The sequence below is a fragment of the Streptomyces broussonetiae genome, from assembly GCF_009796285.1.
Lineage (GTDB): Bacteria > Actinomycetota > Actinomycetes > Streptomycetales > Streptomycetaceae > Streptomyces > Streptomyces broussonetiae.
The window spans coordinates 4,417,535-4,442,154 of record NZ_CP047020.1 but is presented as its reverse complement, the minus strand read 5'-3'; the positions used below and the strand labels follow the sequence as shown (position 1 = coordinate 4,442,154).

Genomic DNA, 24,620 nt, shown 5'->3' with positions numbered 1-24,620 from the left:
CGCACGCGTACTCCTTCGCGCTGGAATATGCCCGAAGCGCTTGTTGGCGTGACTGTACGTCAACCATGCTGTCTCATAAGGGAATCACGTTCCGTGACCCCTGCTCTGGCCGTTGTTCTGGCCATGCAGAAAATGGCTACGATCGTGGCCCTCGTCGTGATCGTCGTCGCGGCTCCCGCCGTGACGGCCGGATGGCGCGGGGTCATGAGTCCGCCGGTTCGGATGGTGTGAGCGGTGCAGGTGCTTCAAGTGCAGCTGGAGATCCGGCCCGACCCCGCGGAGGTGGGGCGGGCGAGGAGGTGGGCGCGCTCGCGGCTCGCCGGGCTCGGCATAGCGGCCGACGAGCCGTTGGCCGAGAACCTGATCCTGCTCGTCTCCGAGCTGGTGACCAACGCCGTGGTGCACACGGGCCGTCCGGCCGTGCTGCGGCTCTCCCTGCCGGGCGCTGCGGCCGAAGTTCCGCAAGGGGCCGTCGCCTCGGTCACGGTGCGGGTGGAGGTGGCCGACACCAGCTCCCGTGCTCCCGTGCCGCGTTGTGCCCGCGGTGACGCCACCGGCGGTCGGGGTCTCGCTCTCGTGGCCTGTCTCGCCGACCGCTGGGGCTGGAGCCCCGAGGGTGCCGGCAAGAACATCTGGTGCGAACTGGACCGCTGTTCACAGCCCCGGCAGGGCGCGGAACTGGCGTACGGGGGCGGGCTGTCCGCGTACGAGGGGCTGGCTTTCGAGGTGGTGTAGGGCCCGGCGCGGCGGTGCGCCGGTGGTGCATCCGTGCGCGGGTGTCGTGAGCAGGGCGTACGTAACAAATCTCCGTACCGGCGTTGACGTGACGTGATCGGCTGAACACGCTGGTGTGCGTCGATTCGCCGCGAGGGGACGACGAGGGCCCGGGTGACGGTGGCCCTCGTCGAGTGTGGGTCGCGCCGGATGGCGGCGTGCATGCATGCCGGTGGGGGAGACGCGCCGCCATCCGGTTCCGTCACAGGATCGCCACGGGAGCCACGGGTGTGCCCGTCGCGCCGACGAACGGCTCAGGCATCGCCGACAACAGGAAGGCGTACCGCCCCTGTTGTCCACAGGCTGTGGACAACTCCTCGAGATTCCAGTTCTGGCCCTGGAGCATCCCCATCTCCACCAGGTCCAGTGCGTGCACGGGCAGCCATAGATTGTCGATCTCGGGCGGAAATATCTCAAACGTGAGCGTGTCGTTGGCGACCGCCGCGACATCGCGCGCGTGGAACCACTCCGGGCAGCGCACCGACAGGCCCGGCGACGGATAGCCGTACCCCTGCTTGTCCCCCGTGAGGTACACCTGCACCTGGCCGGTCCGTACGAGGACGATGTCGCCGGGGCGGACCGTGGTCCCGGCGAGTTCCTCGGCCGCGTCGAGGTCCTCCGGGGTGACCGCGTGCCCGCCCGCCAGCCGGTCCACGCCGCGCGCGCGTGCCACGTCCAGCAGCACCCCGCGCGAGACGATGTGCCGGGCCTTGTCGATGCCGGCGAACTCGGCGCCGCCGTGCGCGGTGACCGTGTGTGCCGGGCGGCCGTTGTAGAGCTTGCCGGAGTGCGAGACATGGGTCAGCGCGTCCCAGTGGGTGCCCGCCTGCAGGCCCATGGTCACGGCGTCGTCGCTGCACGCCACCGTGCCCGGACCGAAGAGTTCCTGGTTGATCTGCACCATCGCGTGCAGGGGGTTGACCCGGCCGGGGATCATCCCGGTCTGTACGCCGTCCTGCTGGAGGGGGAGCGCGAGCGGGACGCGGCGGCCGGTGCGGACACAGGTGGCGGCCTGCCGCAGGACCTCGTCGGTGATCAGGTTCAGGGTGCCGATCTCGTCGTCCGCTCCCCAGCGCCCCCAGTTGTTCACGCGCCTCGCGATCTCGTGGAACTCCTCCGGCAGTGTCATCCGGTGCCTCCCCGGGGCTTGTGCCCGTACGTCCGACGGGCCCTAGAATCTAACGGACCGTCAGAAACCGCGGGAAGGGGCCGGACGTGGGGAACTTCTTGGCAGGCAAGGTGATCGCCGTGACGGGTGCCGGACGGGGCATCGGGCGCGCGGTCGCGCTCGCGGCGGCGGCCGAGGGCGCGAAGGTCGTCGTCAACGACTACGGGGTCTCCACGGACGGGACCTCTCCCACGAGCGAGGTCGCCGAGGCGGTCGTCAAGGAGATCGGGGCGGCGGGCGGCGAGGCGGTCGCGGTCGCCGACGACGTCTCCACGATGGCGGGCGGGCAGCGGGTCGTGGACACGGCCGTGGCGACGTACGGCCGTGTCGACGGGGTCGTGTGCGTGGCCGGGATCCTGCGTGAGCGGATGCTGTTCAACATGGCCGAGGAGGAGTGGGATCCGGTGGTCGCCACCCACCTCAAGGGCACTTTCACCGTCTTCCGGGCGGCCTCGGCGGTCATGCGGGGGCAGCGCTCCGGCACGCTGATCGGCTTCACCAGCGGCAACCACCAGGGTTCGGTGTCCCAGGCCAACTACAGCGCGGCGAAGGGCGGCATCATCTCGCTCGTGCGCAGCGCCGCGCTCGGCCTGAACAAGTACGGCGTGACGGCGAACGCGGTGGCGCCGGTGGCCCGTACGCGGATGTCCGCCAACGTTCCCACGGAGCTGACCGAGATCGGCGAGCCCGAGGACGTGGCCGCGCTGGTGGTGTACCTGCTGTCCGACGGGGCGGCGGAGCAGGGGATCACCGGGCAGGTGTACACCGTGGCCGGGCCGAAGATCGCGGTGTGGGCGCAGCCGCGCGAACTGCGCTCGGCCTACGCCGAGGGGGCCTGGACGCCGGAGCGGATCGCCGCGGTCCTGCCGGGATCGGTGGGGATCGACCCGATGCCCATGCTGTCCCGGCTTGCGGCGATGGAATCGGCGGCGCGGGCCGGTGAGCGGCCCAACGCCCGGTAGCCCGGGGCTCGTCACCGTCGCGCGGTTGCGGGTCCGTCGTGGCTTCTCGCGCAGTTCCCCGCGCCCCTTGGGGGCGCTTGACCTCAGGTGGGCTTCATGGAATTCGGGTTCGGCGAAGAGGACGACGCGTTTCGGCGTGAGGCACGGGAATGGCTGGGCGGCCACGTCAACGGCGCGGCCGACCGGCGTGGTTGGGAGCGCACCCTCGGTGCGGCCGGCTGGATCGGGATCGGCTGGGCCGAGGCGGGGTACGGCAATCGCACCGCCACGCTCACGCAGCAGGTCGCCTGGGCCGAGGAGTACGCGCGGTCCGGGGCGCCGGCGCGCTCCGGGCACATCGGCGAGAACCTGCTCGCGCCCACGCTCCTCGCGCACGGAACCGAGGAGCACAAGCAGCGGTTCCTGCCGCCGGTCGCCGCGGGAGCGGAGCTGTGGTGCCAGGGGTACAGCGAGCCCGGCGCCGGGTCGGATCTGGCCGGGGTGCGGACCGTTGCCGTACGGGAAGGGCAGCGGTACCGGATCAGCGGGCAGAAGATCTGGACCTCGCTCGCGCAGGAGGCCGACTGGTGTTTCGTGCTCGCCCGTACCGACCCCGACTCCCGCCGGCACCACGGGCTGAGCTTCCTCCTCGTCCCCATGGACCAGCCCGGCCGCATCGACATCCGGCCCATCCGGCAGCTGACCGGCACCAGCGACTTCAACGAGGTCTTCTTCGACGGGGCGTACGCCCGCGCGGAGCATGTCGTCGGGGGCGAGGGGCAGGGCTGGCGGGTGGCGATGAGCCTGCTCGGATTCGAGCGGGGGGTGTCGACCCTGGCCCAACAGATCGGTTTCGCCGAGGAGTTGGGTCGGGTGGTGCGCACCGCCGTCGCCTCGGGCGCCGTACGGGATCCGGTCGTGCGGGAGCGGCTCGTACGACAGTGGGCCGAGCTGCGGGCCCTGCGTTGGAACGCCCTGCGCACGCTCGGCGGTTCCGGCGACCCGGGCGCGCCCAGTGTGGCCAAGCTGCTCTGGGCCGGCTGGCACCAGCGGCTGGGTGAGCTGGCGGTGTGCGTCCGGGGCGCGGCGGCCTCCGCCGGGCCGGCGCACTGGTCGGCGTCGGCGCCGTACGGACTCGACGCGGACCAGCACCTGTTCCTCTTCTCCCGGGCCGACACGATCTACGGCGGCTCGGACCAGGTCCAGCGCACGATCATCGCCGAGCGTGTGCTCGGCCTGCCCGCAGAGCCCAAGGGGGCCGTGTGATGCGTGGAGTGGTGTTCGACGGCAAGCGGGTCCAGGTGGTGGACGACCTGGTGGTGCGGGAGCCGGGGGCCGGTGAGGTGCTGGTGGCGATCGCGGCGGCGGGGCTGTGTCACAGCGACCTGTCCGTGGTGGACGGCACCATTCCGTTCCCGGTTCCGGTGGTGCTGGGGCATGAGGGCGCGGGGGTGGTCGAGGCGGTCGGCGCCGGAGTCACGCATGTGGCGCCCGGCGACCATGTCGCGCTGTCCACGCTCGCCAACTGCGGTACGTGCCCGGAGTGCGACCGGGGCCGGCCGACCATGTGCCGGCAGGCGATCGGGCGTCCGGGCAGGCCGTTCACGCGGGGTACGGGGCCGGTCCACCAGTTCGCCTCCAACTCGGCGTTCGCGCAGCGCACGGTCGTCAAGGCCGTACAGGCGGTGCCGATCCCCAAGGACATTCCCCTCGAGTCCGCCGCGCTGATCGGGTGCGGGGTGCTCACGGGCGTGGGGGCGGTGCTGAACCGGGCCCGCGTGGACCGGGGGGACAGTGTCGTCGTCATCGGCACCGGTGGGATCGGGCTGAACGTGCTGCAGGGCGCGCGGCTCGCGGGAGCGCTCCGGATCGTCGCCGTGGATGCCAACCCGGCCAAGGAGGCGGTGGCCCGGCAGTTCGGCGCGACGGACTTCCTGACCTCGACGCAGGGCGTGCGGGACATCCTGCCCACGGGCGCCGACCACGCCTTCGAATGCGTCGGCCGGGTGGAGCTGATCCGGCAGGCGATCGACCTCCTCGACCGGCACGGCCAGGCGATCCTGCTCGGAGTGCCCCCGGCGACCGCCGAGGCGTCCTTCCTCGTCTCCTCCCTGTACCTCGACAAGTCCGTCCTCGGCTGCCGCTACGGCTCCTCGCGCCCCCAGCGGGACATCGCCCTGTACGCCGAGCTGTACCGCCAAGGGCGGCTGCTGCTGGACGAGTTGGTGACTGCCCGCTATCCGGTGGAGGACTTCGAGAAGGCGCGGGCCGACGCGGAGGAGGGGCGGGTGGCCCGGGCGGTCCTGACGTTCTGAGTCCCGGGGTCCGCGGGCCGCGCCGGGGAGTTGTCCACAGGCCGGGGGAAATTCGGGGCCCCGTGTCGGTGGTGGCCCGTACCGTCGTTGCATGAGCTATCGCGAAGTCGCCTCCAAACAGGTGCTGACCTGGGCATTCGTGGCCGTGGCCGCGCGTGTGCCGGTGGCCATGGCCCCGTTGGCCCTGGTCTTCCTGGTGCGCGAGCGTCCCGGTGGCTACACCCTGGGCGCCGTCCTGGCCGCGGTGTACGTCATCGGCGAGATCGTGGGCGCCCCGGTCCTCGGCATGCGCCTCGACGCCCGCCGGGCCCGCCCCCAGCTGGCGGCGGGGCTCGCGGCCGGTGCCGTCGGTTTCGCCGGGCCGGGCGTGCTCCCGGACGCGCATCCCGTCGTCCTCGGGGCGTTCGCGCTCCTCGCCGGTGCTGCTCCCGCGGCGGCCTCGGGCGGCCTGCGCGCCCTGCTCACCTCCCTGGTCCCCGGGCACGCGGCGGCGCAGGCGCTGTCGGTGGAGTCGATGCTGACGTCCGCCGTCTGGGCGGTGTCCCCGGCCGCGGTGACCGGCCTCGCGCTGGGCGTCGCGCCCGGCGTGCCGCTGCTGCTCGCGGCGGCGCTGATGGGCGCCTCGGTGCCGGGCCTGTGGCTGCTCCCGGAGGGCTGGCAGAAGGAGGCGCGCGACAGCGGAACCGCACAGCTCAGGGTGCTGGCGGCGGCCTGGCCGGTGTACGTCACGGGCGCGGCGGGGCTGTCCCTGCTCGCCCTCGCGGAACTGGTCCTGCCCGCCCTGCTGGAGCAGCGCGGCATCGCGGTCGGCTGGTCCGGCCCCCTGCTGCTCGGCATGTCGGCGGCGGCGGGCGTGGGCGCTTTCCTGTACGGCCTGCGGACCTGGCCGGGCCGACTGCCCGTGCGCTGCCTGCTGTTGCTGTGCGGGATGTCGGCCGCCGTGGGCCTGGTCGCGCTGCTGCCGGGCCTGCCGGGCATCGCCGCCGCGCTCGCCGTGGCGGGTCTGTTCCAGGCGGGTGTGATGCTCACCCGCAACCTGTCCCTGCGGGAGGCTCTGCCGCCGAGCGCGCTGGCCGCCGGGTACTCGGTCATGTACGCGGCCGTGGGCGCCGGTTACGCGGCCACGGGCACCCTGGCCGGGGCCCTGCTCCGGCTGACGGCGGCCTCGACGGCGATCCTGGCGGGCGTCGGCCTGACCCTGGTCCTGACCGCGATCGCCTGGTGGGGCGAGATACGCGGCAGAACCCACGGCACGGACCCCGGCCGGGCGCCGGCCCCGCTGCCCGGCACGGCCGTCCGACGCCCCGGCTAGGCCCTGCCGCCCGACGCCCCGGCTAGGCCCTGCCGACCCGGACCGATCCGTCCGCCGCCGTGCGGAAGGTGCGGCGGTACGTCGTCGGTGTCACGCCCAGGCACTGCTGGAGATGCCGGCGCATGGACTGGGCCGTGCCGAAGCCCGCCGCGCCGGACACCTGGTCGACGGACAGGTCGGTGGTCTCGAGCAGATGGCGGGCGCGTTCGACACGCTGCTGGGTGAGCCACTGGCCGGGGCTGATCCCGACCTCCTCGCGGAAGCGGCGGGTGAAGGTGCGCACCGACATGGCCTCCTGCCCGGCCATGTCGCGCAGCTGGATCGGCTCGTGCAGGCGGCCGAGCGCCCAGGTGCGGGCGGCGGTCGTGGTCGCCAGCTGCGGGTCGGGGACGGGGCGTTCGATGTACTGGGCCTGGCCGCCGTCGCGGTGCGGCGGTACGACCGTGCGCCGGGCCACGTCGTTGGCGACCGCCGTGCCGAAGTCGCGGCGCACGATGTGCAGGCACAGGTCGATCCCGGCGGCCACTCCGGCCGAGGTCAGCACGTCGCCGTCGTCGATGAACAGCACGTCCGCGTCCACCTTGATCCGCGGGAACATCCGCTGGAAGCGCTCGGCGTCGGCCCAGTGCGTGGTCGCCGGGCGGCCGTCGAGGCAGCCGGCGGCGGCGAGGACGTAGACGCCGGTGCAGATGGAGGCGAGCCGGGTGCCGGGGCGGATGAGGGCGAGGGCGGCGGCGAGGTCGTCGGTGAGCCGGCCCTCCTCGAAGACCGGGCCGAGTTCGTACGACGCCGGGACGATCACCGTGTCGGCCTCGGCGAGCGCCTCCGGGCCGTGCGGGACGTGCACGGTGAAGTCGGCGTCGGTCTCGACCGGCCCGGGCGGCCTTACCGAGCAGGTCACGACCTCGTACAGGTGCCGCCCCCGCTCGTCCTTGGGGCGGCCGAAGATGCGGTGCGGGATGCCCAGCTCGAAGGGGAGGAGGCCGTCCAGGGCGAGGACGACGACCCGGTGCGGACGGAAACCCTCGGATCGCTCAGCGACAGCGGCCATGGCCCGATCCTAGCGAATGCTGTCCTTCGGGCCACTCGCTGTGCGAGGCCGGGGAACGGAAGCTTGATGACGTGACTCAGACAAGCCCAGCCGCAGCCCCCGCCCAGGCCGCTCCGCCCGCACGGCGCCACCGTGTGCACCGCGCCTGGTTCGTCGCCGCCGTCACCTTCGTCACGATCATCGGCGCGGCCGCCTTCCGCTCCCTGCCGGGACTGCTCATCGACCCGCTGCACCAGGAGTTCGGCTGGTCGCGCGGCACGATCGGCGCGGCCGTCTCCATCAACCTCGCGCTCTACGGCCTCACCGCCCCCTTCGCGGCCGCGCTGATGGACCGGTTCGGCATTCGCCGGGTGGTCGCCGTCGCGCTGACCGTGATCGCGGTCGGTTCGGGCCTGACCGTGTGGATGACGGCGGCCTGGCAGCTGTGGCTGTGCTGGGGTCTGCTGGTGGGCCTCGGCTCCGGCTCGATGGCGCTCGCCTTCGCCGCGACGGTCACCAACCGCTGGTTCACCGAGCGGCGCGGCCTGGTCAGCGGCATCCTGACCGCCGCGTCCGCCTCCGGCCAGCTGATCTTCCTGCCGGTGCTGTCCTGGATCGTCGAGCACCACAGCTGGCGCCCGGCCGCCGTGACGGTCGCCCTGGCCGCCCTCGCGGTGGTCCCCTTCGTCTGGATCCTGCTCCGGGACCATCCGGCCGACATCGGCGTGAAGCCGTACGGCGCAGGGGAGTTCGTCCCCAAGCCGCCGCCGGTCACCGGTGCCGCCCGCCGCACCCTCGCCGTGCTGTCCACCGCGGTCCGCACCGGCACGTTCTGGCTGCTCGCCGGCACCTTCGCGATCTGCGGCGCCTCCACCAACGGCCTGGTCCAGACCCACTTCGTGCCCGCCGAGCACGACCACGGCATGCCGGTCACCACGGCGGCCTCGCTGCTCGCGGTCATCGGCGTGTTCGACGTGGCCGGCACGATCGCCTCCGGCTGGTTCACCGACCGCTTCGAACCGCGCCGCCTGCTCGCGGTGTACTACGCCCTGCGCGGTCTGTCCCTGCTCTTCCTGCCGATGCTGCTCGGCCCCGCCGTCCACCCGCCGATGCTCTTCTTCATCGTCTTCTACGGCCTGGACTGGGTGGCCACCGTCCCGCCCACCCTGGCCCTGTGCCGGGAGCAGTTCGGGGAGGACAGCGCGATCGTCTTCGGCTGGGTGCTCGCCTCCCACCAGATCGGCGCGGCCCTGGTCGCCTACCTCGGTGGCCTCGCCCGCGACGTCTTCGGCTCCTACGACCTGGTCTGGTACGCCTCCGGCTCCCTGTGCGCGGCAGCGGCCCTGATGTCCCTGATGATCCGCAGGGCCCCGGCCGTGGTGCGGCCCGCACTGGCGTGAACGCATGCCGGGCCCTCACCCCGGCGGCGCCCGGGTGAGGGTCAGGAAGGGCCGGGGCCGAGCCGGGCGAACCGTCCCCGGTGGAACAGCAGCGGATCGCCGTCCCCGTCCGTACCCAGGGCGTCCACCCGGCCCACGACGATGAGGTGGTCGCCGCCGGTGTGCACGGCCTGGATCGTGCAGTCGATCCAGGCGGCCGCACCGGTCAGGCGGGGCGAGCCGGACACGGGCGCCGCGTCGTACGCCACCCCCGCGAACTTGTCGGCGCCGCTCACCGCGAAGGCCCGGCACAGCTCGCCCTGGCCGGCGCCGAGCACGTTGACGCAGAAGGCGCCGGCCCGGGCGATGCGCGGCCAGGTGGTCGACGTACGGCCCACCAGGAAGCAGACCAGGGGCGGTTCGAGGGAGAGGGACGAGAAGGACTGGCAGGCGAAGCCGGCGGGCCCCGCCTCGCCCTGGGCGCCCGGGGCGGTGATGACCGCGACCCCGGTCGCGAAGTGGCCCAGCACCCGCCGGAACTCGCCCGGCTCCACCGGAGCCCGCTCGTCCTCCCGGACGCACCGCAATTCCGGCCGCGGCAACGGCTCCACGGCCCTCGGCCCCAGATACCGGACGGCGGCGGCCGCCGCTCCTGCGTGTCCCATCACCTCTCCATTGAAGCTGACGGTACGTCAGATGTGAAGCCCGGTGACGACACCCGGCGCGGCCCTCACCGCCCCCGGAACTGAGCCGCCCTGCGCTCCGTGAACGCCCGCAGCCCCTCCTGGGCGTCCTGGGTCGTCATGTTGATCTCCTGGGCCCAGGCCTCCGCAGCGAAGGCGGTCGCGCGGTCCGCCTCCAGGGAGGTGTTCACCAGGTGCTTGGTCAGCGCGAGCGCCCTGGTGGGACCGGTGGCCAGGCGGGTGGCCCAGGCGTGGGCCGTCTTCTGCAGGTCGTCGTCGGGCACGACCCTGTTGACCAGGCCCAGCCGTTCCGCGTCCGCCGCCGGCAGCGCGTCCCCGAAGAACATCAGCTCCTTCGCCCGCTGCGGGCCGAGGAGGCGGGGCAGCAGGTAGGCGCCGCCGGCGTCCGGTACCAGCCCCCGGCGTACGAACACCTCGATGAAGCGCGCCGACTCGGCGGCCAGGACCAGGTCGCAGGCCAGGGCCAGGTGTGCGCCCAGGCCCGCCGCCGTGCCGTTCACGGCGGCGATCACCGGCTTCTCGCAGTCCAGCACGGCCGCGATCAGGCGCTGGGCGCCCAGGCGCAGCACTCGCGCCACGTCCCCGGGCAGCCGCTCCACGGTGCCCGTACCCCGCAGGTCCGCCCCCGCGCAGAAGCCACGGCCGGTGCCGGTCAGGACCAGGGCCCGGATCCCCGGATCCGCCGAGGCCGCCGTGAACAGCTCGGTCAGCCGGTCCCGCAGGGGCGGAGTGAGGGCGTTCAGGGACTCCGGGCGGGACAGGGTCACGTACGCGACGTGGTCCCTGACCTCGTGGTCGATCCCGATGTCCGTCATCGGCACACCACCAGGGCGTCCAGCGCCACCGCGCCCTGCCCCCTCGGCAGGACCATCAGCGGGTTGATGTCCAGCTCGGCGATGCGGTCGCCGAGTTCCATCGCCATGCGCTGGACCCGCAGGATCACCTCGACCAGGGCGTCGAGGTCGGCCGGCGGGCGCCCCCGGACGCCGTCCAGCAGGGCCCGGCCGCGCAGCTCCGCGAGCATGGCGTGGGCCTGGTCCTCGCCGAACGGCGGGACGCGGACCGCCGCGTCGTGCAGCACCTCGACCAGGATCCCGCCGAGGCCCGCCGTCACGGTCGGGCCGAACAGGTCGTCGTGCGTGACCCCCACGACCATCTCCACGCCCTGCTCGACCATCTGGCACACCAGGATCCCGTCCAGCGAGACCCCCTCGTAGCGCGCGATGTCCGTCAACTCACGGTAGGCCTCCCGGACTTGGCTGGCCGACGTCAGGCCGACCTTCACCAGGCCCAGTTCGGTCTTGTGGGCGATCTGCGCGCCGGACGCCTTCATCACCACCGGGTAGCCGATCTGGGCGGCGGCGCGGACGGCCCCCGCCGCGCTGGTCACCAGCTGCTCGCGCGGGACCCGGATGCCGTAGGCGCGCAGGAGCTGCTTGGCCGCGTGTTCGCTGAGCTGCCGGCCCGGGCTCATCAGGGCCTCCGCCTTGCGGAAGGAGGGGGAGGGGGTGCGCGGAGCCTCGTCGAAGGGGGAGCGGTAGCCGTCCACGAACGCATGGTGGTCCAGCCAGGCGCGGACGGCCGTCAGGCAGTTTCCCACCGTGCGGAACGTGGCCACCCGGGACGAGCCGAGCAGCACCTCGCGGTACGCGGGCTCCGTGCCCACCGGGGAGCCCCACACCACGCAGATCAGTTTGTCCGTCTCCTCGGCCGCCGCTGCCAGGTCCGCCACGAGCTTGTCGCTCAGGGGCGGGAAGGGGCCCGTGACCGGGCAGATCAGGACGCCGACGGCGGGGTCCGCGAGGAGGGCGTCGATGATCTTCCGGCCGCGCTGGTCGCCCACCGGGTGCCCGCCGTTGTCCACCGGGTTGGCCACGCTCAGGTACTCCGGTATCCACTGGTGCAGCTCCGCCTGCCGCTCGTCCGACAGCCTCGGCAGCCGCAGGCCCAGCCCGGCGGCCAGGTCGGCGACGTGCGCGCCCGTGCCGCCGGAGATCGAGTAGACGGCCACGCCGTCCGCCAGTGGTGCCCGGGCCCGTGCCAACAGGGCGGCGGTGTCCTGGAGTTCGTCCAGTGCGTCGACGCGGACGATCCCGTACTGGCGCATCGCCGCGTCCACCACGTCGTCGGCGCCGGTGAGCTTGCCGGTGTGCGAGGCGGCCGTACGCGCACCGGCCTCGGTGCGACCCACCTTCACCGCGACCACCGGTACCCTGCGGCGGGCGGCGCGGTCGGCGGCGAGCAGAAAGGCGCGGCCGTCCTTGATGCCCTCCACGTAGGCGGCTATGGCGCCGACCTCGGGCTGTTCGGCGAAGTAGGAGATGAAGTCGGCGCTCTCCAGGTCGGCCTCGTTGCCGGTGGGCGCCCAGTGCGAGAGGCGGATGCCCAGCTGCTGGAGCGAGAACACCGGGCGGCCCTGGTGGCCGGACTGGGTGATCAGCGCGATGGCCGGGCCCGTCAGGTCGTCCCGGAAGTGCTCGAAGGCGTTCAGGTTGGTGTTCGGGCCCAGCAGGCGCAGGCCCGAGCGGTGTACGGCCTGCGCGAGCCGCTCCTGGGCCTCGGCGCCCGCCTCGCCGGTCTCGGCGAATCCGGAGGCGAAGGCGACCGCGAACTTCACCTTGGCGTCGGACAGTTCCTCGATCACCGGCAGCGGGTCGGCGACCAGCAGGACGGCCAGGTCGACCTGGCCGGTCGGCAGTTCGGCGACGGAGGCGGCGCAGGGGATGCCGAAGACGGACGGACGGGTCGGGTGGACCGGGAGCACCCGTGCCCCGACCCGCTCGGCCCAGGCCAGCAGTTGGCGGGTGATCCCGGTGTTGGGCCGTCCTTCGGCGTCCGAGGCGCCGATCACGGCGACGGACTCGGGCCGGAAGAAACGGGTGAGGTCCGGTACGTCCGCGTACAGCGGGCGCCCGCCGACGTCGAGGTCGTCGACCCGGTCGTGGACGGCGGGCCCGGGCCGCTGCTCGCCGCAGGCGATGACCCGGGCCCGGCGGGAGTCGGTGGTGAGGGTGCCGTGGGTTGATCCAAGCATCGGTCCGCCCGCTCCTGTGAGACAGCACAAGTAAAACTGACGCAGTGTCAGATTACTGAACTGACGCAATGTCAGGAACTGCTCGGACGCGCAAAGTTACCGCTGGGTGCGGCGGCACGTCACTGCTGGGGGCGCAGCTGCCCGGCGACCGCCCGCGCGATCCTTCCTGCGTCGAGCGCCATCTCCCGGAACATCCCGCTGATCGGATTGGTGAACCCCGTGAAGTACAGGCCGGGCGCCGGGGCGGGCGCCCGGCCGCCGTGCACGAGGGGCCTGCCGCGCCCGTCGAGGACGTCGAGATGCCCGACCAGGCTCTCCAGTGCCGGGCTGTATCCCGTCGCCGCGATCACGGCGTCCGGCGAGATCCGGGTGCCGTCGGCGAGGACCACCTTGCCGCCCTCGAACGCCTCGACGGCGGCCACGATCTCCACCCGGCCCCCGCGCACGGCGTCGACCAGGCCGACGTCCTGCACCGGGATCGCCCCCTGCTTCACCCTGCTGTACAGGCCGGTGTCCGGACGCGGCAGCCCATGCGCCGCGAGGTCCGGCACGCTCGCCTTCGCCAGCGGTCCGGCCAGCCGGTCCACGAGGCCCACCGGCAGCCGCCGTACCAGCACGCCCGTGTACTGGGCCGCCCAGCCGAGCGTCGAGCGGCGCAGGATGTGCGGGGCGGTCCGCACGGCCAGCCGCACCCGCGCGGCGCCCCCCTCGACCAGGTCCACGGCGATCTCCGCGCCGGTGTTGCCGATCCCGACGACCAGTACGTCCCGGCCCGTGTACGGCCCCGCCTCGCGGTAGTCGCCCGAGTGCAGCAACTCCCCGGTGTAGCCCTCGCCGCCCGGCCAGCCGGGCAGGCGCGGGGTGTGGTTGTAGCCGGTGGCGACGACCACCGCGCTGCCGGTCAGCTCGCGCCCGCCGGAGGCGTGCAGCAGCCAGCCGGTGCCGTCCCCGCTCCGCTCGACGCGGAAGACCTCCACCCCGGTGACGATCTCCAGCTCGTGGTGCTCGGCGTACTTCTCCAGGTATCGCACCACGTCGTCCCGGGCCACCCAACGCCCGTACTTTCGGGGGATCTTGAGGCCGGGCAGGCCGGACAGCCGCCGGGTGGTGTGCAGCCGGAGGCGGTCGTAGTGGCCCCGCCAGGACGCGCCCACCCCGTCGGTCTTCTCCAGGACCACGGCCCGTATGCCCCGGGCCCGCAGCGCGTACGCGGCGGCAAGGCCGCCCGGGCCCGCGCCGATGACGTAGACCGGGCGGCCGTCGGGGGCGGAGGAGGGCTGGGTGGAAGCGGAACGTGAGTGGTCCATGCCCGGAGCGTAACCACCCGTCCGCTTGATGGGTCTCGGTCAAGACCGGAATTGGTTGCGGATTGATCACGGGTGTACGGGAAAGGGGTGCAACCGGTGAAGACGTAATCGCCAAGGGGGGCGCGTGGTGTTGTGGCGCGCTACCGCTTCTTGGGGTGGTGCCCGGTGGCCTTGTCGATCCAGGTGATGGAGTCGCCCGGGTCGTCGTTGGCGCCGTGGCCCTGGTCCCAGCAGTGGAGGTGGTCGACCTCGTCGCCGAGGCCGGCCGCGGCGGCGGCCGGGTTTGCGGAGACGACGTGCGAGGTGTCGGTGGCCGCCGACGATTCAGGGTGGACGCACAGGTGGGCTTCGGCAGTTATCTGACGTACCGTCAGATTCATGGACTCCATAGGGATGGACGGCCCCCACTGGCTGGCGGTGCTGCGGATCGGCCTCGGGGTGTGGTGGCTGGAGAGCTGGCGGCACAAGGACAAGAAGGCCTGGTTCGAGCGGGGCAGCGGCATCGCGTGGGCGGCGGGAATCGCGGAGAAACACCGCTGGGCGCCGGTACGGTCCGGCTTCGAGGCGATGGTGAAACCGCGCCCGAGGCTGATGGCGTACGTCGTCGCCTACGCCGAACTCTCCCTCGGCCTCGGCCTGATCCTCGGCTTCCTGACCCCGGTGGCGCTGGTCGGCGGCCTGCTGCTGAACGCGCTCTACTTCGTCCTGATGATCCACGACTGGGCGGAACAGGGTCAGAACTCGATGATGGCGCTGATCTGTGTGGTCGCCTTCTTCGGCATGTCCTGGCAGACCTGGTCGCTCGACGCCTGGCTCGGGTGGTTCTGATGGGGGAGCTGCAGGGGTGGTCCCGATGAACGCGGCACGCCACGACGTCCCCGAGCCCGACGCCTTCACGCGGCCCTACTGGGAGGCGGCGGCCGGCGGCCGGCTGCTGATCCGCCGCTGCGCCGCCTGCGGCCGGGCCCACCACTACCCCCGCGAGTTCTGCCCGTACTGCTGGAGCGAGGACGTGACCTGGGAGGAGGCGAGCGGCCGGGCCGTGCTCTACACCTGGTCCACGGTCCACCGCAACGACCTGCCGCCCTTCGGTGAGCGCACGCCGTACGTCGCCGCCGTGGTCGACCTGGCGGAGGGACCGCGGATGATGACGGAGATCGTGCACTGCGCGGACGGCGACCTGAGGGCCGGGATGGCGCTGCGGGTGGCGTACCGGGACGGAAAACCGGTGTTCGAGCCGGGCGACTGAGCCCGATCATCGGGAGGCATGAACCCGGAGCAGTGGTATCTCACCGAAGACCTCGACGAATTCCTCGCCCGTGCGGGCGACTTCCTGCACTCCCGCCCGGCGCTGCACACGGTCCCGCTGACGGTGACGCATGCGCTGCGCCGCCGTGGCCTGCACGTCTACGGCCCCGAAGCCCCCCTCTTCGGCCTGCTGTACGGCGGCGACGGCGCGGATCCCATCCGGGCGGTCCTGTTGCACACCCCGCCCTTCCCCGTCCATGTCACCCCGCTCGCCCAGGACGGGACGGACGCGCTGGTGGCCCGCCTCGCGGACCTGGACCGCCCCGTCCCAGGGATCTCCGCGACGCGGGAGACGGCGGCGGCCTTCGCCGCGGCGTGGCAGCGGCGGACGGGGCCGGCCGGCACGGTCGGGCCGCGGCAGCAGCAACGGCTCTACCGGCTCGAGGAGTTGACACACCCGGAGCCCGGGCCCGAGGGGCGCGCGCGGATCGCGGACAGCACGGACCGCGAGCTGCTGGCCCGCTGGTACGTCGCCTTCCACGAGGCCGTCGGAGCGCGGCACGCACAGGACCCGGCCGAGTGGGCCGATGCCCGCCTCGCCCATGCCGGCGTCACCCTCTGGGAGACGGCCGACGGCACGCCCGTCTCCATGGCAGGGACCACCCCGCAGGTCGCCGGCCAGGTCCGCCTCGCCCCGGTCTACACTCCGGCCGAGCTGCGCGGACGCGGCTACGCGGGCGCGGTCACGGCGGAGGCGAGCCGGGCCGCGCGCGAGGCGGGCGCCGCCGAGGTCGTCCTCTTCACCGACCTCGCCAACCCGACGAGCAACGGCCTGTACCGGCGGATCGGCTACCGTCCGGTGGCGGACTTCGCGGTGTGGGAGTTCGACGACAGGACCTAGTACTGCAACGGTGCTTGCCGTGACTGATGGCCAGTTCAGGGGCTGTGTCCGCGTCGTTTGTAGTGGCTGGTGCGGGCCTGGTGTTGTCGTCGTCGGCGCCAGGTCGACCAGTGCAGGATGTGCTCGACGGGGGTGGGCCGGCGGTCGGTGAGGCGGGTGATCAGACGTCGTATTTCGGCGAGGCTGAGGTGGATGAGCTGGGAGGATCCGTTTCTGCTTTCCCGGCATCCAGCTCGCGGGCTCGCAGGACGGTCAGGCAGGCGTGAGCGGCCATGGCCAGGGTCATGTGTCGGTGCCAGCCGGGGTAGCGGCGGACCTGGTAGTCGTCCAGGCCGCATTCCTGCTTGGCGCTCTGGAAGCATTCCTCGATGGCCCACCTGCTGCCCGCGACACGGATCAGGTCATCCAGCGTGGTCTCGGCGGGGCAGTAGGCGATGTAGTAGGAGATCTCCTGAGGGCGGGCGACGCTGCGGCGGGCGATCACCCAGTGGCGGCGATCGGGTCGGTGCCAGGGCCGCACCTCGACGCGGGCCCAGTCGTAGATCCGCAGGCCGTGAGCCCCATTGCCGCAGGAACGGCGCTTCCATTTCTGCCGGGCCAGGCCGTTGAACAGGTCGTGGACGGGATGGTCGATCGCCCAGCGAGTGACCACGGTGTCGTGCCGGGTGGTGGCCATGACGTGGAAGACGTCCGCCCGTTCCAACTCGGATCGCCAGCCCTTGGAAAAGCCGTAGGCGGCATCCGCGGTCACCCACCGGAACGGAATCTTATCCGCGATGGCACGGCGGACCATCGCCTTGGCCATGGCCACCTTCGTCTCGAAGGTGACCTCATCGTCGATGCCGGCCCTGCGGCACCTTTCGCGGTCATCGGTCCAGGAGGTGGGCAGATACAGACGCCGGTCGATCAGTGTCCGCCCGCGGTCGGTTGCATAGGCGAGGAAGACGCCTACCTGGCAGTTCTCCGTCCGCCCGGCGGTGCCGGAGTACTGCCGCTGCACCCCGGCCGACCGCGTTCCCTTCTTCAAGAAGCCCGTGTCGTCCACGACCAGGACGGCGTTCGGGTCGCCAAGGTGGTCGATGACGTACTGGCGCACGTCGTCGAGCACCTCATCGGCGTCCCACTCGATCCGGTTCAGCATCCGGTGGATGCGGTCCGGGCCTGCGTGGCCGGCTTCCTCAGCCAGCGTCCAGCCGTTCTTGCGCTGCAGCGGAGCGATCAGGCCCCGCATATAAGCCAGTGCCGACTCCCGCGGCTCCGACCTGCTGAAACGGTGCACGAACCGCTCATGTACGGCTTCCAGTTCACCCGCCCACAACCTGACATCAGCAAGGTCCCCACCCATAACCACACCAACGACCGACCTGGCCATCAGTCACCGCAAGCACCGTTGCAGTACTAGGGCCACAGCAGCGTCCGGCTCCAGCCGAACTGCGTGCTCCGGTACTCCAGCCGTACGTGCCGGCGGTCCGGGTCGCCCTGGAAGAACTCCACCGTCTCGGGGCGCAGCCGGTACAGGGTCCAGGTCGAGGACGGCTCGGCCGGGTTCGACCGGGCGCGGTCCCAGGCTGCCTGCGACGCCCTGCGCAGTTCGTCCACCGAGGAGAGTTCCTCGCTCTGCCGGCCCGTGAGCGCCGCGGCCAGCGCGCCCGTCGAGCGTGCGTGCAGATCCGCCTGGCTCTCGCTCGACGGCGCCGCGGTCACCGGCCCGCGCACCCGTACCTGGCGGCCCAGCACCGGCCAGTAGAAGGCCAGGGCCGCGTACGGGTGCGCGGCCAGGGCGCGGCCCTTGCGGCTGGTGCGGTGCGTGGCGAACGACCAGCCGTCCGGATCGGCGCCGTGCAGCATCACGATCCGTACGTCGGGCTCGCCCGCCTCGTCCACGGTCGCCAGCGACATCGTGTGCGGCTCCGGCTGCCCGGCCGCCACCGCCTCGGCGAACCAGTCCGTGAACAGGAGCACGGGCGTCGGCGGCGCGGTGTCCGGGTCGAAGGCGGGCAGCGTCGTCGTGGCCGCGTCCCACACCCGCAGCGACCTCAGCAGCGCCGGCAGATCGGTTTCCATGGCCCCATGCTCACATCCGGCCGAGATCCGACGACACCCACCTGTGCGGACGCATGTGCACCACCACCTGCTCGCCGTGGTTCTTCCAGGCGAAGTCGACGTAGGCGTCCAGCTTCTCGGCCGGCACATAGCGCGCCGCGATCTGCCGCAGCCCCTCGAGCGTCGCCGGTTCCGTCCTCACCACCGGGCCCTCCACCGACACGTACCTGACCGTCGGCTCCACCCGGTCGATCATCAGCGTGAACCGGCCCGCCGCGCTGATCAGCCCGAATTTGCGGGAGCCCTGCCCGGTCATGATCCACAGGTCGGTGCCGGGCTCGTACCAGTACCAGATCGGCACGGCCAGCGGCGCCCGTCCCGGACCCGAGTCCACCGCCAGCGCGGCGACGTGGGCCTCGGCCAGGAACGCCTCTCGCTCTTCGCGGGTCAACGCCATGTCGGTCTCCTCCTGCGGCTCGTCCGTGGCCGGCGGCAGCACCGGCCGGCAGGAGCCGTCTTCCCGCACGGGCCCCCGGTGGATCAGTTCCGGCCGAGCACCACCGTCCCGGACGAACAGAACCATCCCCCCGTCCCCGAGGCGACCCCGAGCCGGGGCAGGTCCCCGTCCCGGCCCCGCACCTGCCGTTCGCCCGCCTCCCCGCGCAGCTGCCGTACCGCCTCCACCAGCAGGAACAGCCCCCGCATCCCCGGGTGTTGGGCCGACAGGCCGCCCCCGTCCGTGTTCACCGGCAGCTGCCCGCCCCGCACCAGCAGCCGCCCCTTCTCCACGAACGCCCCGCCCTCGCCCTTCCCGCAGAAGCCCAGGTCCTCCAGGGTCACCAGGGTCATATAGGTGAAGGCGTCGTAGATCTGCGCGAAGTCCATCTCGGCCGGCCCCGTACCGGCCCGCTCGAAGGCCAGCCGCCCGCTCACCGCCGCCGGTGACACCGTGAAGTCCGCCCACTGGGACATCGCCGCGTGCGAGGTGTGCTCTCCGGTGCCGAGGATCCAGACGGGGGCCGTACGGCAGTCCCGTACGTACTCCTCGGCCGCCAGCAGCACCGCCGCGCCGCCGTCCGAGCGGATGCAGCAGTGCAGCTTGGTGAACGGGTCGGCGATCATCGGGCCGGCCAGGACGTCGTCCACCGTGATCGGGTCGCGGAACATCGCCTGCGGGTTCAGCGCCGCGTTGGCCCGGGCCTGCACCGCGACCTCGGCCAACTGCTCGATCGTCGTGCCGTGTTCGATCATGTGGCGGCGGGCGGCCATCGCGTACTTGGCGATCAGCGTATGGCCGTAGGGGACTTCGAACTGCAGGGGGCCGCGGGCGCCGAAGGACAGGTCACCCGTCCTGCGGCCCGCCCTGATGTCCGCCCGGGCCGTCGAGCCGTAGACGAGCAGGACGGCGTTCGCGCGGCCCGCCGCGATCGCGTCGGCCGCGTGCGCCGCCATCACCTCCCAGGTCGAGCCGCCGACCGAGGTGGAGTCCACCCAGGTCGGGCGCAGGCCCAGATACTCGGCGACCTCGACCGGGGCCAGCGTGCCGAGGCCCGCCGAGGCGAGACCGTCGACCAGCGTGCGGTCCAGTCCCGCGTCGGCGAGAGCGCGCCGGGCGGCCTGGGCGTGCAGGGCGTACGCCGTGGCATCGGGCACGCGTCCGCAGTCGGACAGGGCCACACCGACCACGGCGACCTTCCGGCTCCCGCGACTCATGGAAGGGCTCCTCCCCCTGGGCATCTCGCTTCGACCCCCCTAATATGACGCCCCGTCAGATACGGAGGGAAGGGCAGGGACGGCCATGGACACGCGCCTCACCGCCGAGCAGGACGGGATCCGCCGCACCCTGCGCGAACTGCTGCACAAGCGCTGCGGCTCGCCGGAGCTGCGGACCGCCGTCGACAACCCGGCCGGATACGACCCCCAGCTGTGGTCGGCCCTCGCCGACCAGCTCGGCCTGCCGGGGCTCGCCCTGCCCGAGCGGTACGGCGGTGTCGGCTGCTCGGTCACCGAACTGGCCCTCGCCTGCGAGGAGACCGGCCGGGCCCTCGCCCCCTCCCCGCTGCTGGCCACCTCCGTCCTAGCCGCCCCGCTGGTCCTCGCCCTGGGGACGCGGGCCCAGTGCGCCGAACTGCTGCCCCGGCTGGCCGCCGGCGGCCTCACCGCCGCCCTCGCCGTCGCGGGGCCCGCCCTCGCCGGCGCGCTCGCCCTGACCGGCGGGAACGAGCGGTACGCCGCCGGTGGCGGGCGCGCCGGAGGCGTCCAGGCCAGGCGCGCGGCGGACGGCTGGCTGCTGTACGGACAGGCCGACCAGGTGCTGGACGGGCACAGCGCGGGCCTGCTGCTCGTCGCCGCGCACACCGGCGGGTTCGCCCGGTCCCGCACGCGCCTGTTCCTGGTCCCGGCGCAGGCGTCCGGCCTGCTGTGCGTCCGGCAGACCGCCCTCGATCCGACCCGCAGCCAGGCGCGGATCCAACTGCGGAACGTGCGCGCCGAGTTGCTGGGCGAGGAGGAGGCGGACGAGCGGGCCGTCCTCGCGGCCCTCGCCGCCCTCGGGGACGGCGTCGCCACCGTGCTCGCCTGCGAGGCGGTCGGGGCGGCGGGCCGGGTGCTGGAGCGGACCGTGGAGTACGTCGGACAGCGCGAGCAGTTCGGGCGGCCCGTCGGCTCCTTCCAGGCGGTCAAGCACCGGCTGGCCGACGTGTACGTGGCGCTGCAGGCGGCCCGGTCCGCCGCCTACTACGCCGCCTGGGCGACGGCGCACGGCGAGCACGTGGGCGGGCTGGCGCTCGCACAGGCCCTGGAGGCGCTGCGGACGGCCGCCGCCGAGGGCATCCAGCTGCACGGCGGGATCGGCTTCACCTGGGAGCACGACGCCCACCTCTACTTCAAACGGGCGGCCGGCGACGAGCTGCTGTTCGGGCCGCCGCACCGGCTGCGGGACCGGGCCGCCGAGACCTCCGGGCTCTTCGCGCACGGGGAGGTGGCCGTCTGATGGCCGCCCTCGGTGTCCGCCTCGTCCAGCGGGTCTCGTCCACCCGGACCTTCGCCAGGGTCGCCCCGCACGTCGTCCCGGCGCTCGACCGGACGGTCCATCGCCTCACCCGGGGCAAGGTGCTGCTCAGCGCCCGGATGCTGCCGGGGGTGATCCTCACGGCCACGGGCGCCCGCAGTGGCCTGCCCCGCCGCACCCCGCTCGCGTGCATGCCCGAGGAGGACGGCCGGACCTGGATCCTCGTGGGCTCCAACTTCGGCCGGACGGGGCACCCGGCCTGGACCCACAACCTGCTGGCCCGTCCCGAGGCGTCGATCAGCTGGAAGGGCCGGGACATCACGGTCACGGCCCGGTTGCTCACGGGGGAGGAACGGGCGGCGGTCTGGCGGGCGGTCCTGGCGTTCTGGCCGCCGTACGCCGCGTACCAGGAGCGGGTGACGAGGCAGATCCGGCTGTTCCGGCTCACGGCGGCCCCCTGAGGAGTGCGGCACCCGCTGCGGGGCTAGAGCGTGGCCAAGCGTTCCACCAGGAGAAACGCCCCGATCCCCAGCATTGCCGCGCCCGACGTCCGGGTCACCGCCCGGGCCGCCGCCGGCCGCGCGGCCAGCAGGACGCGGGCCAGCACGCCGACTGCGCAGTAGACCGCCGCGCAGCAAGCCATGTGGAGCAGGCCGAAGGCGGCCGTCTGGACCGGGACGGGCAGGTGGGCGCCGTGCAGGGTGAGGAACTGGGGGAGGACGGAGAGGTAGAGCAGCAGGCCCTTGGGGTTCAGGCCGCTGATCGTGGCGCCCCGCAGGAAGAGCCTGCCGGACGGCGCCGGAGCGGCACTGGCATCCGGCACCGCCGGCCGCCGCAGCACGCCCCAGCCCAGCCACAGCAGATACCCGGCGCCCGCCACGGTCAGAACGGTCAGCAGCCCGGGTGAGCCCGCCACCAGGACCGCCAGGCCCGCCGTCGCCAGGACCGTGTGCAGGGCGTACCCCGAGACCAGGCCCGCGACCGCGCGCGGCACCGAACGGCCGCGCAGCGCGGTCGCGATGACGTACGCCCAGTCGGCGCCCGGCACGCACACCAGCAGCAGGTCCACGGCGAGGAAGGAGAGGAGCAGCCCGGAGTTCATGCTGGGGACATTAGGCGTGAATGGCTCGAAAGTGTTCCCGAAGTTTGCCCATGATCCGGGCTTCTGAGGGAAGATCTACCCCATGGACGACATGGACCGGAAAATCCTTGCCGAGCTGCAGCAGGATGGACGGCTGACCGTGACCGAGCTGGCCGCCCGGGTGCGGCTCAGCGTCTCGCCGTGTCACCGGCGGCTGCGCGAGCTGGAGCGCTCCGGCGCCATCGAGGGCTACCGGGCGGTGGTGGACCCGACCGCGCTCGGGCTGAACTTCGAGGCGCTGGTCTTCGTGTCCATGCGGCAGGAGGACCGGGACACGGTCGCCGACTTCGAGCGGGCGGTCAGCGAGCTGGAGCACGTCCTCGACGCCCAGCGGCTGTTCGGCGAGCCCGACTACCTGCTGCGGATCGCCACTGCCGACCTGGCCGCCTTCCAGCGGCTGTACGACGACCGGCTCGCGGCCCTGCCGGGCGTGCAGCGGCTGACGTCGACGCTGGTCATGAAGCACGTCGTACGGGACCGGCCGCTGCCCGCATAGCGGCGCAGGCGGTGGTTCAACCGCTCACCGCGGGTGAACCACCGCCTGCCAGACAGGACTTGGGGTCAGGACGTTTGAAATGTGCGCGCCGGGGCGTGGGTTACCTGGTCGGCTTCTTGCCGGTCACACCCAGATGCACCAGCAGCGCCAGGTTCGGCCTGAGTTCGGCCTGCTTCACGCCCCAGGACGAGAAGCCCTTCTGGTGGGCCGCCACCGCCGCGAGCATCGCGACCAGTGAGCCGGCCACCGCCGCCGGGTTCACGTCCTTGTCGACTCTGCCCTTGGCCTGCAGCTCGGCGATGGAATCCGCGAGGGAGTTGTTCACCGAGTTCAGGATCTTCATCCGGATCTTGTAGAACCGTTTGTCCCCCTCGGCCGCGCCGAGGTCGACGACTCTGAGGATGGCGTCGTTGCGGCGCCAGAACTCCAGGAACCCGTCCACGAGTTCCTGTGCCGTCTGCCATCCGGTCTTCCCGGCCCAGGACCGCCCTTCGAGCAGTTCGGTCAATCCGGCGCCCTCGGTCGCCATTTGCTCGGCGATCTCCAGGACGGCGCCTTCGACGTCGGGGAAGTACTGATAGAAGGTCGCGGGCGAAGTGCCCGCCTTCCGGGCGACATCGATGACCTTGACATCCCGGTACGGGGAGGAGCTGAGCATCTCACTGAGGCAGTCGAGCAGCTTCTGCCGGGTCGCCTGCCCACGCCGGCCGGCCACGCGGCCGTCGACGGTACGCACTTGTCCTGTCATGCCGTCAGCTTACCGAGGGGTGATCGGAGCGCGATTCGGCCGACTGCAAATGGGGTGCACGGGTGCTCTGAGGGTGGTGTGCCAGGTCTGCGGGGTGCGCGCGGCCCGGTTACTTTGGCGACATGGCCGAAAACAGGGCATCCGGGAACGAAGAGGCGGAAGAGGCGGAAGAGGTGCTGGAGGGGGAAGTGGTAGAGGCGGGAGAGACGGAAGAGGCATACGGGGAGGGCGTGCCCTGCTGGGTGGACGCCCAGCTCGCCGACGTCGAGGCGGGCAAGCGGTTCTACGGTGAGCTTTTCGGGTGGACCTTCGAGGACGCGTACGGCTCCTCGGTGTGGGCCCGGCTGGCGGGGGAGCCGGTCGCCTCGCTGGCCCCCAAGCTGGACGGCCGTATGCCCACCGTCTGGACGGTCTCCTTCGCCACCCCGGACGCCGTGGCCCTCGGCCGGCGGATCACCGCGGCCGGCGGGCAGCTGGTCATGGCCCCGTTCCTGGTGGGCGACCTCGGGGTGGCCGCCCTCGCTGCCGACCCCGAGGGCGCGGTGTTCGGGCTGTGGCAGCCGGGCAGCCACCGCGGCTTCGGGCGGCGGCACGAGCCCGGCAGCTTCGTCTGGGCCCAGCTGTACACGCGCGACACGGCCGCCGCCAACGCCTTCTACGGCGGTCTCTTCCATGACGCCCTGTTCGGTGCGGGAGCCCGGCCCGACTTCGGCCGGGCTCCCGTCACCGAGGTCTTCCCGGCCGAGATGCCCCCGCACTTCCTCGCGCACTTCCGGGTCGCCGACCTGGACGACGCCCTCGGGGCCGTCCAGCGCCTCGGCGGCCGGGTGCAGGCGCCGCCCTTCGAGACGTCGTACGGGCATGTGGCCGTCGTCACCGACAATCAGGGGGCGTCGTTCGCACTTCTGCGACGCTGAACTGTCCGCTTTGGTCAGATTGATGGCGAGACACCCTGATTATCACCGGGTTCGCAACCTGCCGCCCGGCCAGGAAGAATCAGGGTGCGTGCCGCCACGGCGGTGCGGTGGTGAGACGCTGCACGTCGGTCGCGTACATATGGGGTGGCGCG

General features: G+C 72.6%; 26 protein-coding genes. 13 read left to right on the top strand and 13 right to left on the bottom strand.

Annotated features, from left to right (window positions below; genetic code table 11):
- Window positions 1-249 precede the first annotated feature (249 nt).
- Entirely contained in the window at window positions 250-735 is a 486-nt protein-coding gene (locus GQF42_RS20500; protein ID WP_199273075.1) for an ATP-binding protein, read from the top strand.
- Window positions 736-976: 241 nt separating this feature from the next.
- On the opposite strand, the gene GQF42_RS20495 is transcribed toward GQF42_RS20500, so the two are convergent.
- Window positions 977-1,903, bottom strand: a complete 927-nt coding sequence (locus tag GQF42_RS20495; RefSeq protein ID WP_158921972.1) for a cyclase family protein — start codon at window positions 1,901-1,903, stop codon at window positions 977-979.
- 86 nt (window positions 1,904-1,989) lie between these two features.
- Here GQF42_RS20495 and GQF42_RS20490 point away from each other — a divergent pair, with 86 nt between their 5' ends.
- The 4 genes from GQF42_RS20490 to GQF42_RS20475 all read left to right on the top strand — a co-directional run bounded on the left by GQF42_RS20490 (window position 1,990) and on the right by GQF42_RS20475 (window position 6,510).
- On the top strand, window positions 1,990-2,904 hold the full coding sequence (locus tag GQF42_RS20490; protein ID WP_158921970.1) for an SDR family NAD(P)-dependent oxidoreductase: 915 nt from the start codon (window positions 1,990-1,992) through the stop codon (window positions 2,902-2,904).
- A 96-nt stretch (window positions 2,905-3,000) separates the two neighbouring features.
- Window positions 3,001-4,149, top strand: coding sequence for an acyl-CoA dehydrogenase family protein (locus GQF42_RS20485; protein WP_158921968.1), 1,149 nt, complete (start codon window positions 3,001-3,003; stop codon window positions 4,147-4,149).
- Window positions 4,149-5,198 carry a Zn-dependent alcohol dehydrogenase gene (locus GQF42_RS20480; protein ID WP_158921966.1) on the top strand — a complete coding sequence of 350 codons (1,050 nt, stop codon included), beginning with the start codon at window positions 4,149-4,151 and terminating at the stop codon, window positions 5,196-5,198. The genes GQF42_RS20485 and GQF42_RS20480 overlap by 1 nt, the downstream gene beginning before the upstream one ends.
- Before the next feature lie 91 nt (window positions 5,199-5,289).
- On the top strand, window positions 5,290-6,510 hold the full coding sequence (locus tag GQF42_RS20475; RefSeq protein WP_233273401.1) for an MFS transporter: 1,221 nt from the start codon (window positions 5,290-5,292) through the stop codon (window positions 6,508-6,510).
- A gap of 22 nt (window positions 6,511-6,532) precedes the next feature.
- Here GQF42_RS20475 and GQF42_RS20470 read toward each other — a convergent pair whose 3' ends face one another.
- Entirely contained in the window at window positions 6,533-7,561 is a 1,029-nt protein-coding gene (locus tag GQF42_RS20470) for a GlxA family transcriptional regulator (protein WP_158921964.1), read from the bottom strand.
- A gap of 71 nt (window positions 7,562-7,632) precedes the next feature.
- Here GQF42_RS20470 and GQF42_RS20465 point away from each other — a divergent pair, with 71 nt between their 5' ends.
- Entirely contained in the window at window positions 7,633-8,940 is a 1,308-nt protein-coding gene (locus GQF42_RS20465; RefSeq protein WP_199272737.1) for an MFS transporter, read from the top strand.
- A gap of 41 nt (window positions 8,941-8,981) precedes the next feature.
- Here GQF42_RS20465 and GQF42_RS20460 read toward each other — a convergent pair whose 3' ends face one another.
- From GQF42_RS20460 to GQF42_RS20440, 5 genes are all read right to left on the bottom strand, one after another.
- Window positions 8,982-9,584: a flavin reductase family protein gene (locus GQF42_RS20460; protein WP_158921962.1), complete on the bottom strand. Its 603-nt coding sequence runs from the start codon at window positions 9,582-9,584 to the stop codon at window positions 8,982-8,984.
- A 65-nt stretch (window positions 9,585-9,649) separates the two neighbouring features.
- Window positions 9,650-10,438, bottom strand: a complete 789-nt coding sequence (locus GQF42_RS20455) for an enoyl-CoA hydratase/isomerase family protein (protein ID WP_199272736.1) — start codon at window positions 10,436-10,438, stop codon at window positions 9,650-9,652.
- Complete coding sequence (locus GQF42_RS20450) at window positions 10,435-12,657, bottom strand: acetate--CoA ligase family protein (RefSeq protein WP_158921958.1); 2,223 nt, start codon at window positions 12,655-12,657, stop codon at window positions 10,435-10,437. Before GQF42_RS20450 ends, GQF42_RS20455 begins: the two co-directional genes overlap by 4 nt.
- A 119-nt stretch (window positions 12,658-12,776) precedes the next feature.
- Window positions 12,777-13,964, bottom strand: coding sequence for a flavin-containing monooxygenase (locus GQF42_RS20445; protein ID WP_158921956.1), 1,188 nt, complete (start codon window positions 13,962-13,964; stop codon window positions 12,777-12,779).
- Between the two features lie 140 nt (window positions 13,965-14,104).
- Complete coding sequence (locus tag GQF42_RS20440; protein ID WP_233273400.1) at window positions 14,105-14,344, bottom strand: hypothetical protein; 240 nt, start codon at window positions 14,342-14,344, stop codon at window positions 14,105-14,107.
- Here GQF42_RS20440 and GQF42_RS20435 point away from each other — a divergent pair.
- The 3 genes from GQF42_RS20435 to GQF42_RS20425 are packed head-to-tail and all read left to right on the top strand — an operon-like array spanning window position 14,343 to window position 16,113.
- Window positions 14,343-14,792: a DoxX family membrane protein gene (locus GQF42_RS20435; RefSeq protein ID WP_158921954.1), complete on the top strand. Its 450-nt coding sequence runs from the start codon at window positions 14,343-14,345 to the stop codon at window positions 14,790-14,792. The genes GQF42_RS20440 and GQF42_RS20435 overlap by 2 nt on opposite strands.
- Before the next feature lie 25 nt (window positions 14,793-14,817).
- Entirely contained in the window at window positions 14,818-15,213 is a 396-nt protein-coding gene (locus GQF42_RS20430) for a Zn-ribbon domain-containing OB-fold protein (RefSeq protein WP_158921952.1), read from the top strand.
- 18 nt (window positions 15,214-15,231) lie between these two features.
- Entirely contained in the window at window positions 15,232-16,113 is an 882-nt protein-coding gene (locus GQF42_RS20425; RefSeq protein WP_158921950.1) for a GNAT family N-acetyltransferase, read from the top strand.
- A 160-nt stretch (window positions 16,114-16,273) separates the two neighbouring features.
- On the opposite strand, the gene GQF42_RS20420 is transcribed toward GQF42_RS20425, so the two are convergent.
- From GQF42_RS20420 to GQF42_RS20405, 4 genes are all read right to left on the bottom strand, one after another.
- Entirely contained in the window at window positions 16,274-17,458 is a 1,185-nt protein-coding gene (locus GQF42_RS20420; protein WP_158921948.1) for an IS701 family transposase, read from the bottom strand.
- Between the two features lie 53 nt (window positions 17,459-17,511).
- On the bottom strand, window positions 17,512-18,177 hold the full coding sequence (locus GQF42_RS20415; protein WP_158921947.1) for a pyridoxine/pyridoxamine 5'-phosphate oxidase: 666 nt from the start codon (window positions 18,175-18,177) through the stop codon (window positions 17,512-17,514).
- Between the two features lie 10 nt (window positions 18,178-18,187).
- Window positions 18,188-18,613 carry a pyridoxamine 5'-phosphate oxidase family protein gene (locus tag GQF42_RS20410; protein WP_158921945.1) on the bottom strand — a complete coding sequence of 142 codons (426 nt, stop codon included), beginning with the start codon at window positions 18,611-18,613 and terminating at the stop codon, window positions 18,188-18,190.
- Window positions 18,614-18,696: 83 nt separating this feature from the next.
- Window positions 18,697-19,869: a thiolase C-terminal domain-containing protein gene (locus GQF42_RS20405; RefSeq protein WP_158921943.1), complete on the bottom strand. Its 1,173-nt coding sequence runs from the start codon at window positions 19,867-19,869 to the stop codon at window positions 18,697-18,699.
- Between the two features lie 85 nt (window positions 19,870-19,954).
- Here GQF42_RS20405 and GQF42_RS20400 point away from each other — a divergent pair, with 85 nt between their 5' ends.
- Both GQF42_RS20400 and GQF42_RS20395 read left to right on the top strand, forming a co-directional pair.
- The gene (locus tag GQF42_RS20400) at window positions 19,955-21,148 is read left to right on the top strand and encodes an acyl-CoA dehydrogenase family protein (protein WP_158921941.1); all 1,194 of its coding nucleotides are present in this window, start codon (window positions 19,955-19,957) and stop codon (window positions 21,146-21,148) included.
- Window positions 21,148-21,627 carry a nitroreductase family deazaflavin-dependent oxidoreductase gene (locus GQF42_RS20395; protein WP_158921939.1) on the top strand — a complete coding sequence of 160 codons (480 nt, stop codon included), beginning with the start codon at window positions 21,148-21,150 and terminating at the stop codon, window positions 21,625-21,627. The genes GQF42_RS20400 and GQF42_RS20395 overlap by 1 nt, the downstream gene beginning before the upstream one ends.
- Window positions 21,628-21,650: 23 nt before the next feature.
- Here the strand turns inward: GQF42_RS20395 and GQF42_RS20390 are convergent, their stop codons facing one another.
- Window positions 21,651-22,268 (bottom strand): LysE family translocator, encoded by a 618-nt coding sequence (locus GQF42_RS20390; protein WP_158921937.1) that lies wholly within the window; start codon window positions 22,266-22,268, stop codon window positions 21,651-21,653.
- Between the two features lie 82 nt (window positions 22,269-22,350).
- On the opposite strand from GQF42_RS20390, the gene GQF42_RS20385 reads away from it, so the two are divergent.
- On the top strand, window positions 22,351-22,803 hold the full coding sequence (locus GQF42_RS20385) for an Lrp/AsnC family transcriptional regulator (protein WP_158921935.1): 453 nt from the start codon (window positions 22,351-22,353) through the stop codon (window positions 22,801-22,803).
- A 100-nt stretch (window positions 22,804-22,903) separates the two neighbouring features.
- On the opposite strand, the gene GQF42_RS20380 is transcribed toward GQF42_RS20385, so the two are convergent.
- On the bottom strand, window positions 22,904-23,539 hold the full coding sequence (locus tag GQF42_RS20380; RefSeq protein WP_158930375.1) for a TetR family transcriptional regulator: 636 nt from the start codon (window positions 23,537-23,539) through the stop codon (window positions 22,904-22,906).
- A gap of 254 nt (window positions 23,540-23,793) precedes the next feature.
- Between GQF42_RS20380 and GQF42_RS20375 the strand changes: the two genes are divergently transcribed.
- Window positions 23,794-24,468: a VOC family protein gene (locus tag GQF42_RS20375; protein ID WP_158930373.1), complete on the top strand. Its 675-nt coding sequence runs from the start codon at window positions 23,794-23,796 to the stop codon at window positions 24,466-24,468.
- Window positions 24,469-24,620 lie beyond the last annotated feature (152 nt).

Bases quoted from the DNA above. Each gene is read 5' to 3' on its own strand.
- GQF42_RS20495 (WP_158921972.1), bottom strand. From the start codon at position 1,903: ATGACACTGCCGGAGGAGTTCCACGAGATCGCGAGGCGCGTGAACAAC.
- GQF42_RS20470 (WP_158921964.1), bottom strand. From the start codon at position 7,561: ATGGCCGCTGTCGCTGAGCGATCCGAGGGTTTCCGTCCGCACCGGGTC.
- GQF42_RS20480 (WP_158921966.1), top strand. From the start codon at position 4,149: ATGCGTGGAGTGGTGTTCGACGGCAAGCGGGTCCAGGTGGTGGACGAC.
- GQF42_RS20475 (WP_233273401.1), top strand. From the start codon at position 5,290: ATGAGCTATCGCGAAGTCGCCTCCAAACAGGTGCTGACCTGGGCATTC.
- GQF42_RS20485 (WP_158921968.1), top strand. From the start codon at position 3,001: ATGGAATTCGGGTTCGGCGAAGAGGACGACGCGTTTCGGCGTGAGGCA.
- GQF42_RS20415 (WP_158921947.1), bottom strand. From the start codon at position 18,177: ATGGAAACCGATCTGCCGGCGCTGCTGAGGTCGCTGCGGGTGTGGGAC.
- GQF42_RS20440 (WP_233273400.1), bottom strand. From the start codon at position 14,344: ATGAATCTGACGGTACGTCAGATAACTGCCGAAGCCCACCTGTGCGTC.
- GQF42_RS20385 (WP_158921935.1), top strand. From the start codon at position 22,351: ATGGACGACATGGACCGGAAAATCCTTGCCGAGCTGCAGCAGGATGGA.
- GQF42_RS20460 (WP_158921962.1), bottom strand. From the start codon at position 9,584: ATGGGACACGCAGGAGCGGCGGCCGCCGCCGTCCGGTATCTGGGGCCG.
- GQF42_RS20445 (WP_158921956.1), bottom strand. From the start codon at position 13,964: ATGGACCACTCACGTTCCGCTTCCACCCAGCCCTCCTCCGCCCCCGAC.
- GQF42_RS20395 (WP_158921939.1), top strand. From the start codon at position 21,148: ATGGCCGCCCTCGGTGTCCGCCTCGTCCAGCGGGTCTCGTCCACCCGG.
- GQF42_RS20400 (WP_158921941.1), top strand. From the start codon at position 19,955: ATGGACACGCGCCTCACCGCCGAGCAGGACGGGATCCGCCGCACCCTG.
- GQF42_RS20405 (WP_158921943.1), bottom strand. From the start codon at position 19,869: ATGAGTCGCGGGAGCCGGAAGGTCGCCGTGGTCGGTGTGGCCCTGTCC.
- GQF42_RS20435 (WP_158921954.1), top strand. From the start codon at position 14,343: ATGGACTCCATAGGGATGGACGGCCCCCACTGGCTGGCGGTGCTGCGG.
- GQF42_RS20420 (WP_158921948.1), bottom strand. From the start codon at position 17,458: ATGGGTGGGGACCTTGCTGATGTCAGGTTGTGGGCGGGTGAACTGGAA.
- GQF42_RS20425 (WP_158921950.1), top strand. From the start codon at position 15,232: ATGAACCCGGAGCAGTGGTATCTCACCGAAGACCTCGACGAATTCCTC.
- GQF42_RS20450 (WP_158921958.1), bottom strand. From the start codon at position 12,657: ATGCTTGGATCAACCCACGGCACCCTCACCACCGACTCCCGCCGGGCC.
- GQF42_RS20390 (WP_158921937.1), bottom strand. From the start codon at position 22,268: ATGAACTCCGGGCTGCTCCTCTCCTTCCTCGCCGTGGACCTGCTGCTG.
- GQF42_RS20455 (WP_199272736.1), bottom strand. From the start codon at position 10,438: ATGACGGACATCGGGATCGACCACGAGGTCAGGGACCACGTCGCGTAC.
- GQF42_RS20410 (WP_158921945.1), bottom strand. From the start codon at position 18,613: ATGGCGTTGACCCGCGAAGAGCGAGAGGCGTTCCTGGCCGAGGCCCAC.
- GQF42_RS20430 (WP_158921952.1), top strand. From the start codon at position 14,818: ATGAACGCGGCACGCCACGACGTCCCCGAGCCCGACGCCTTCACGCGG.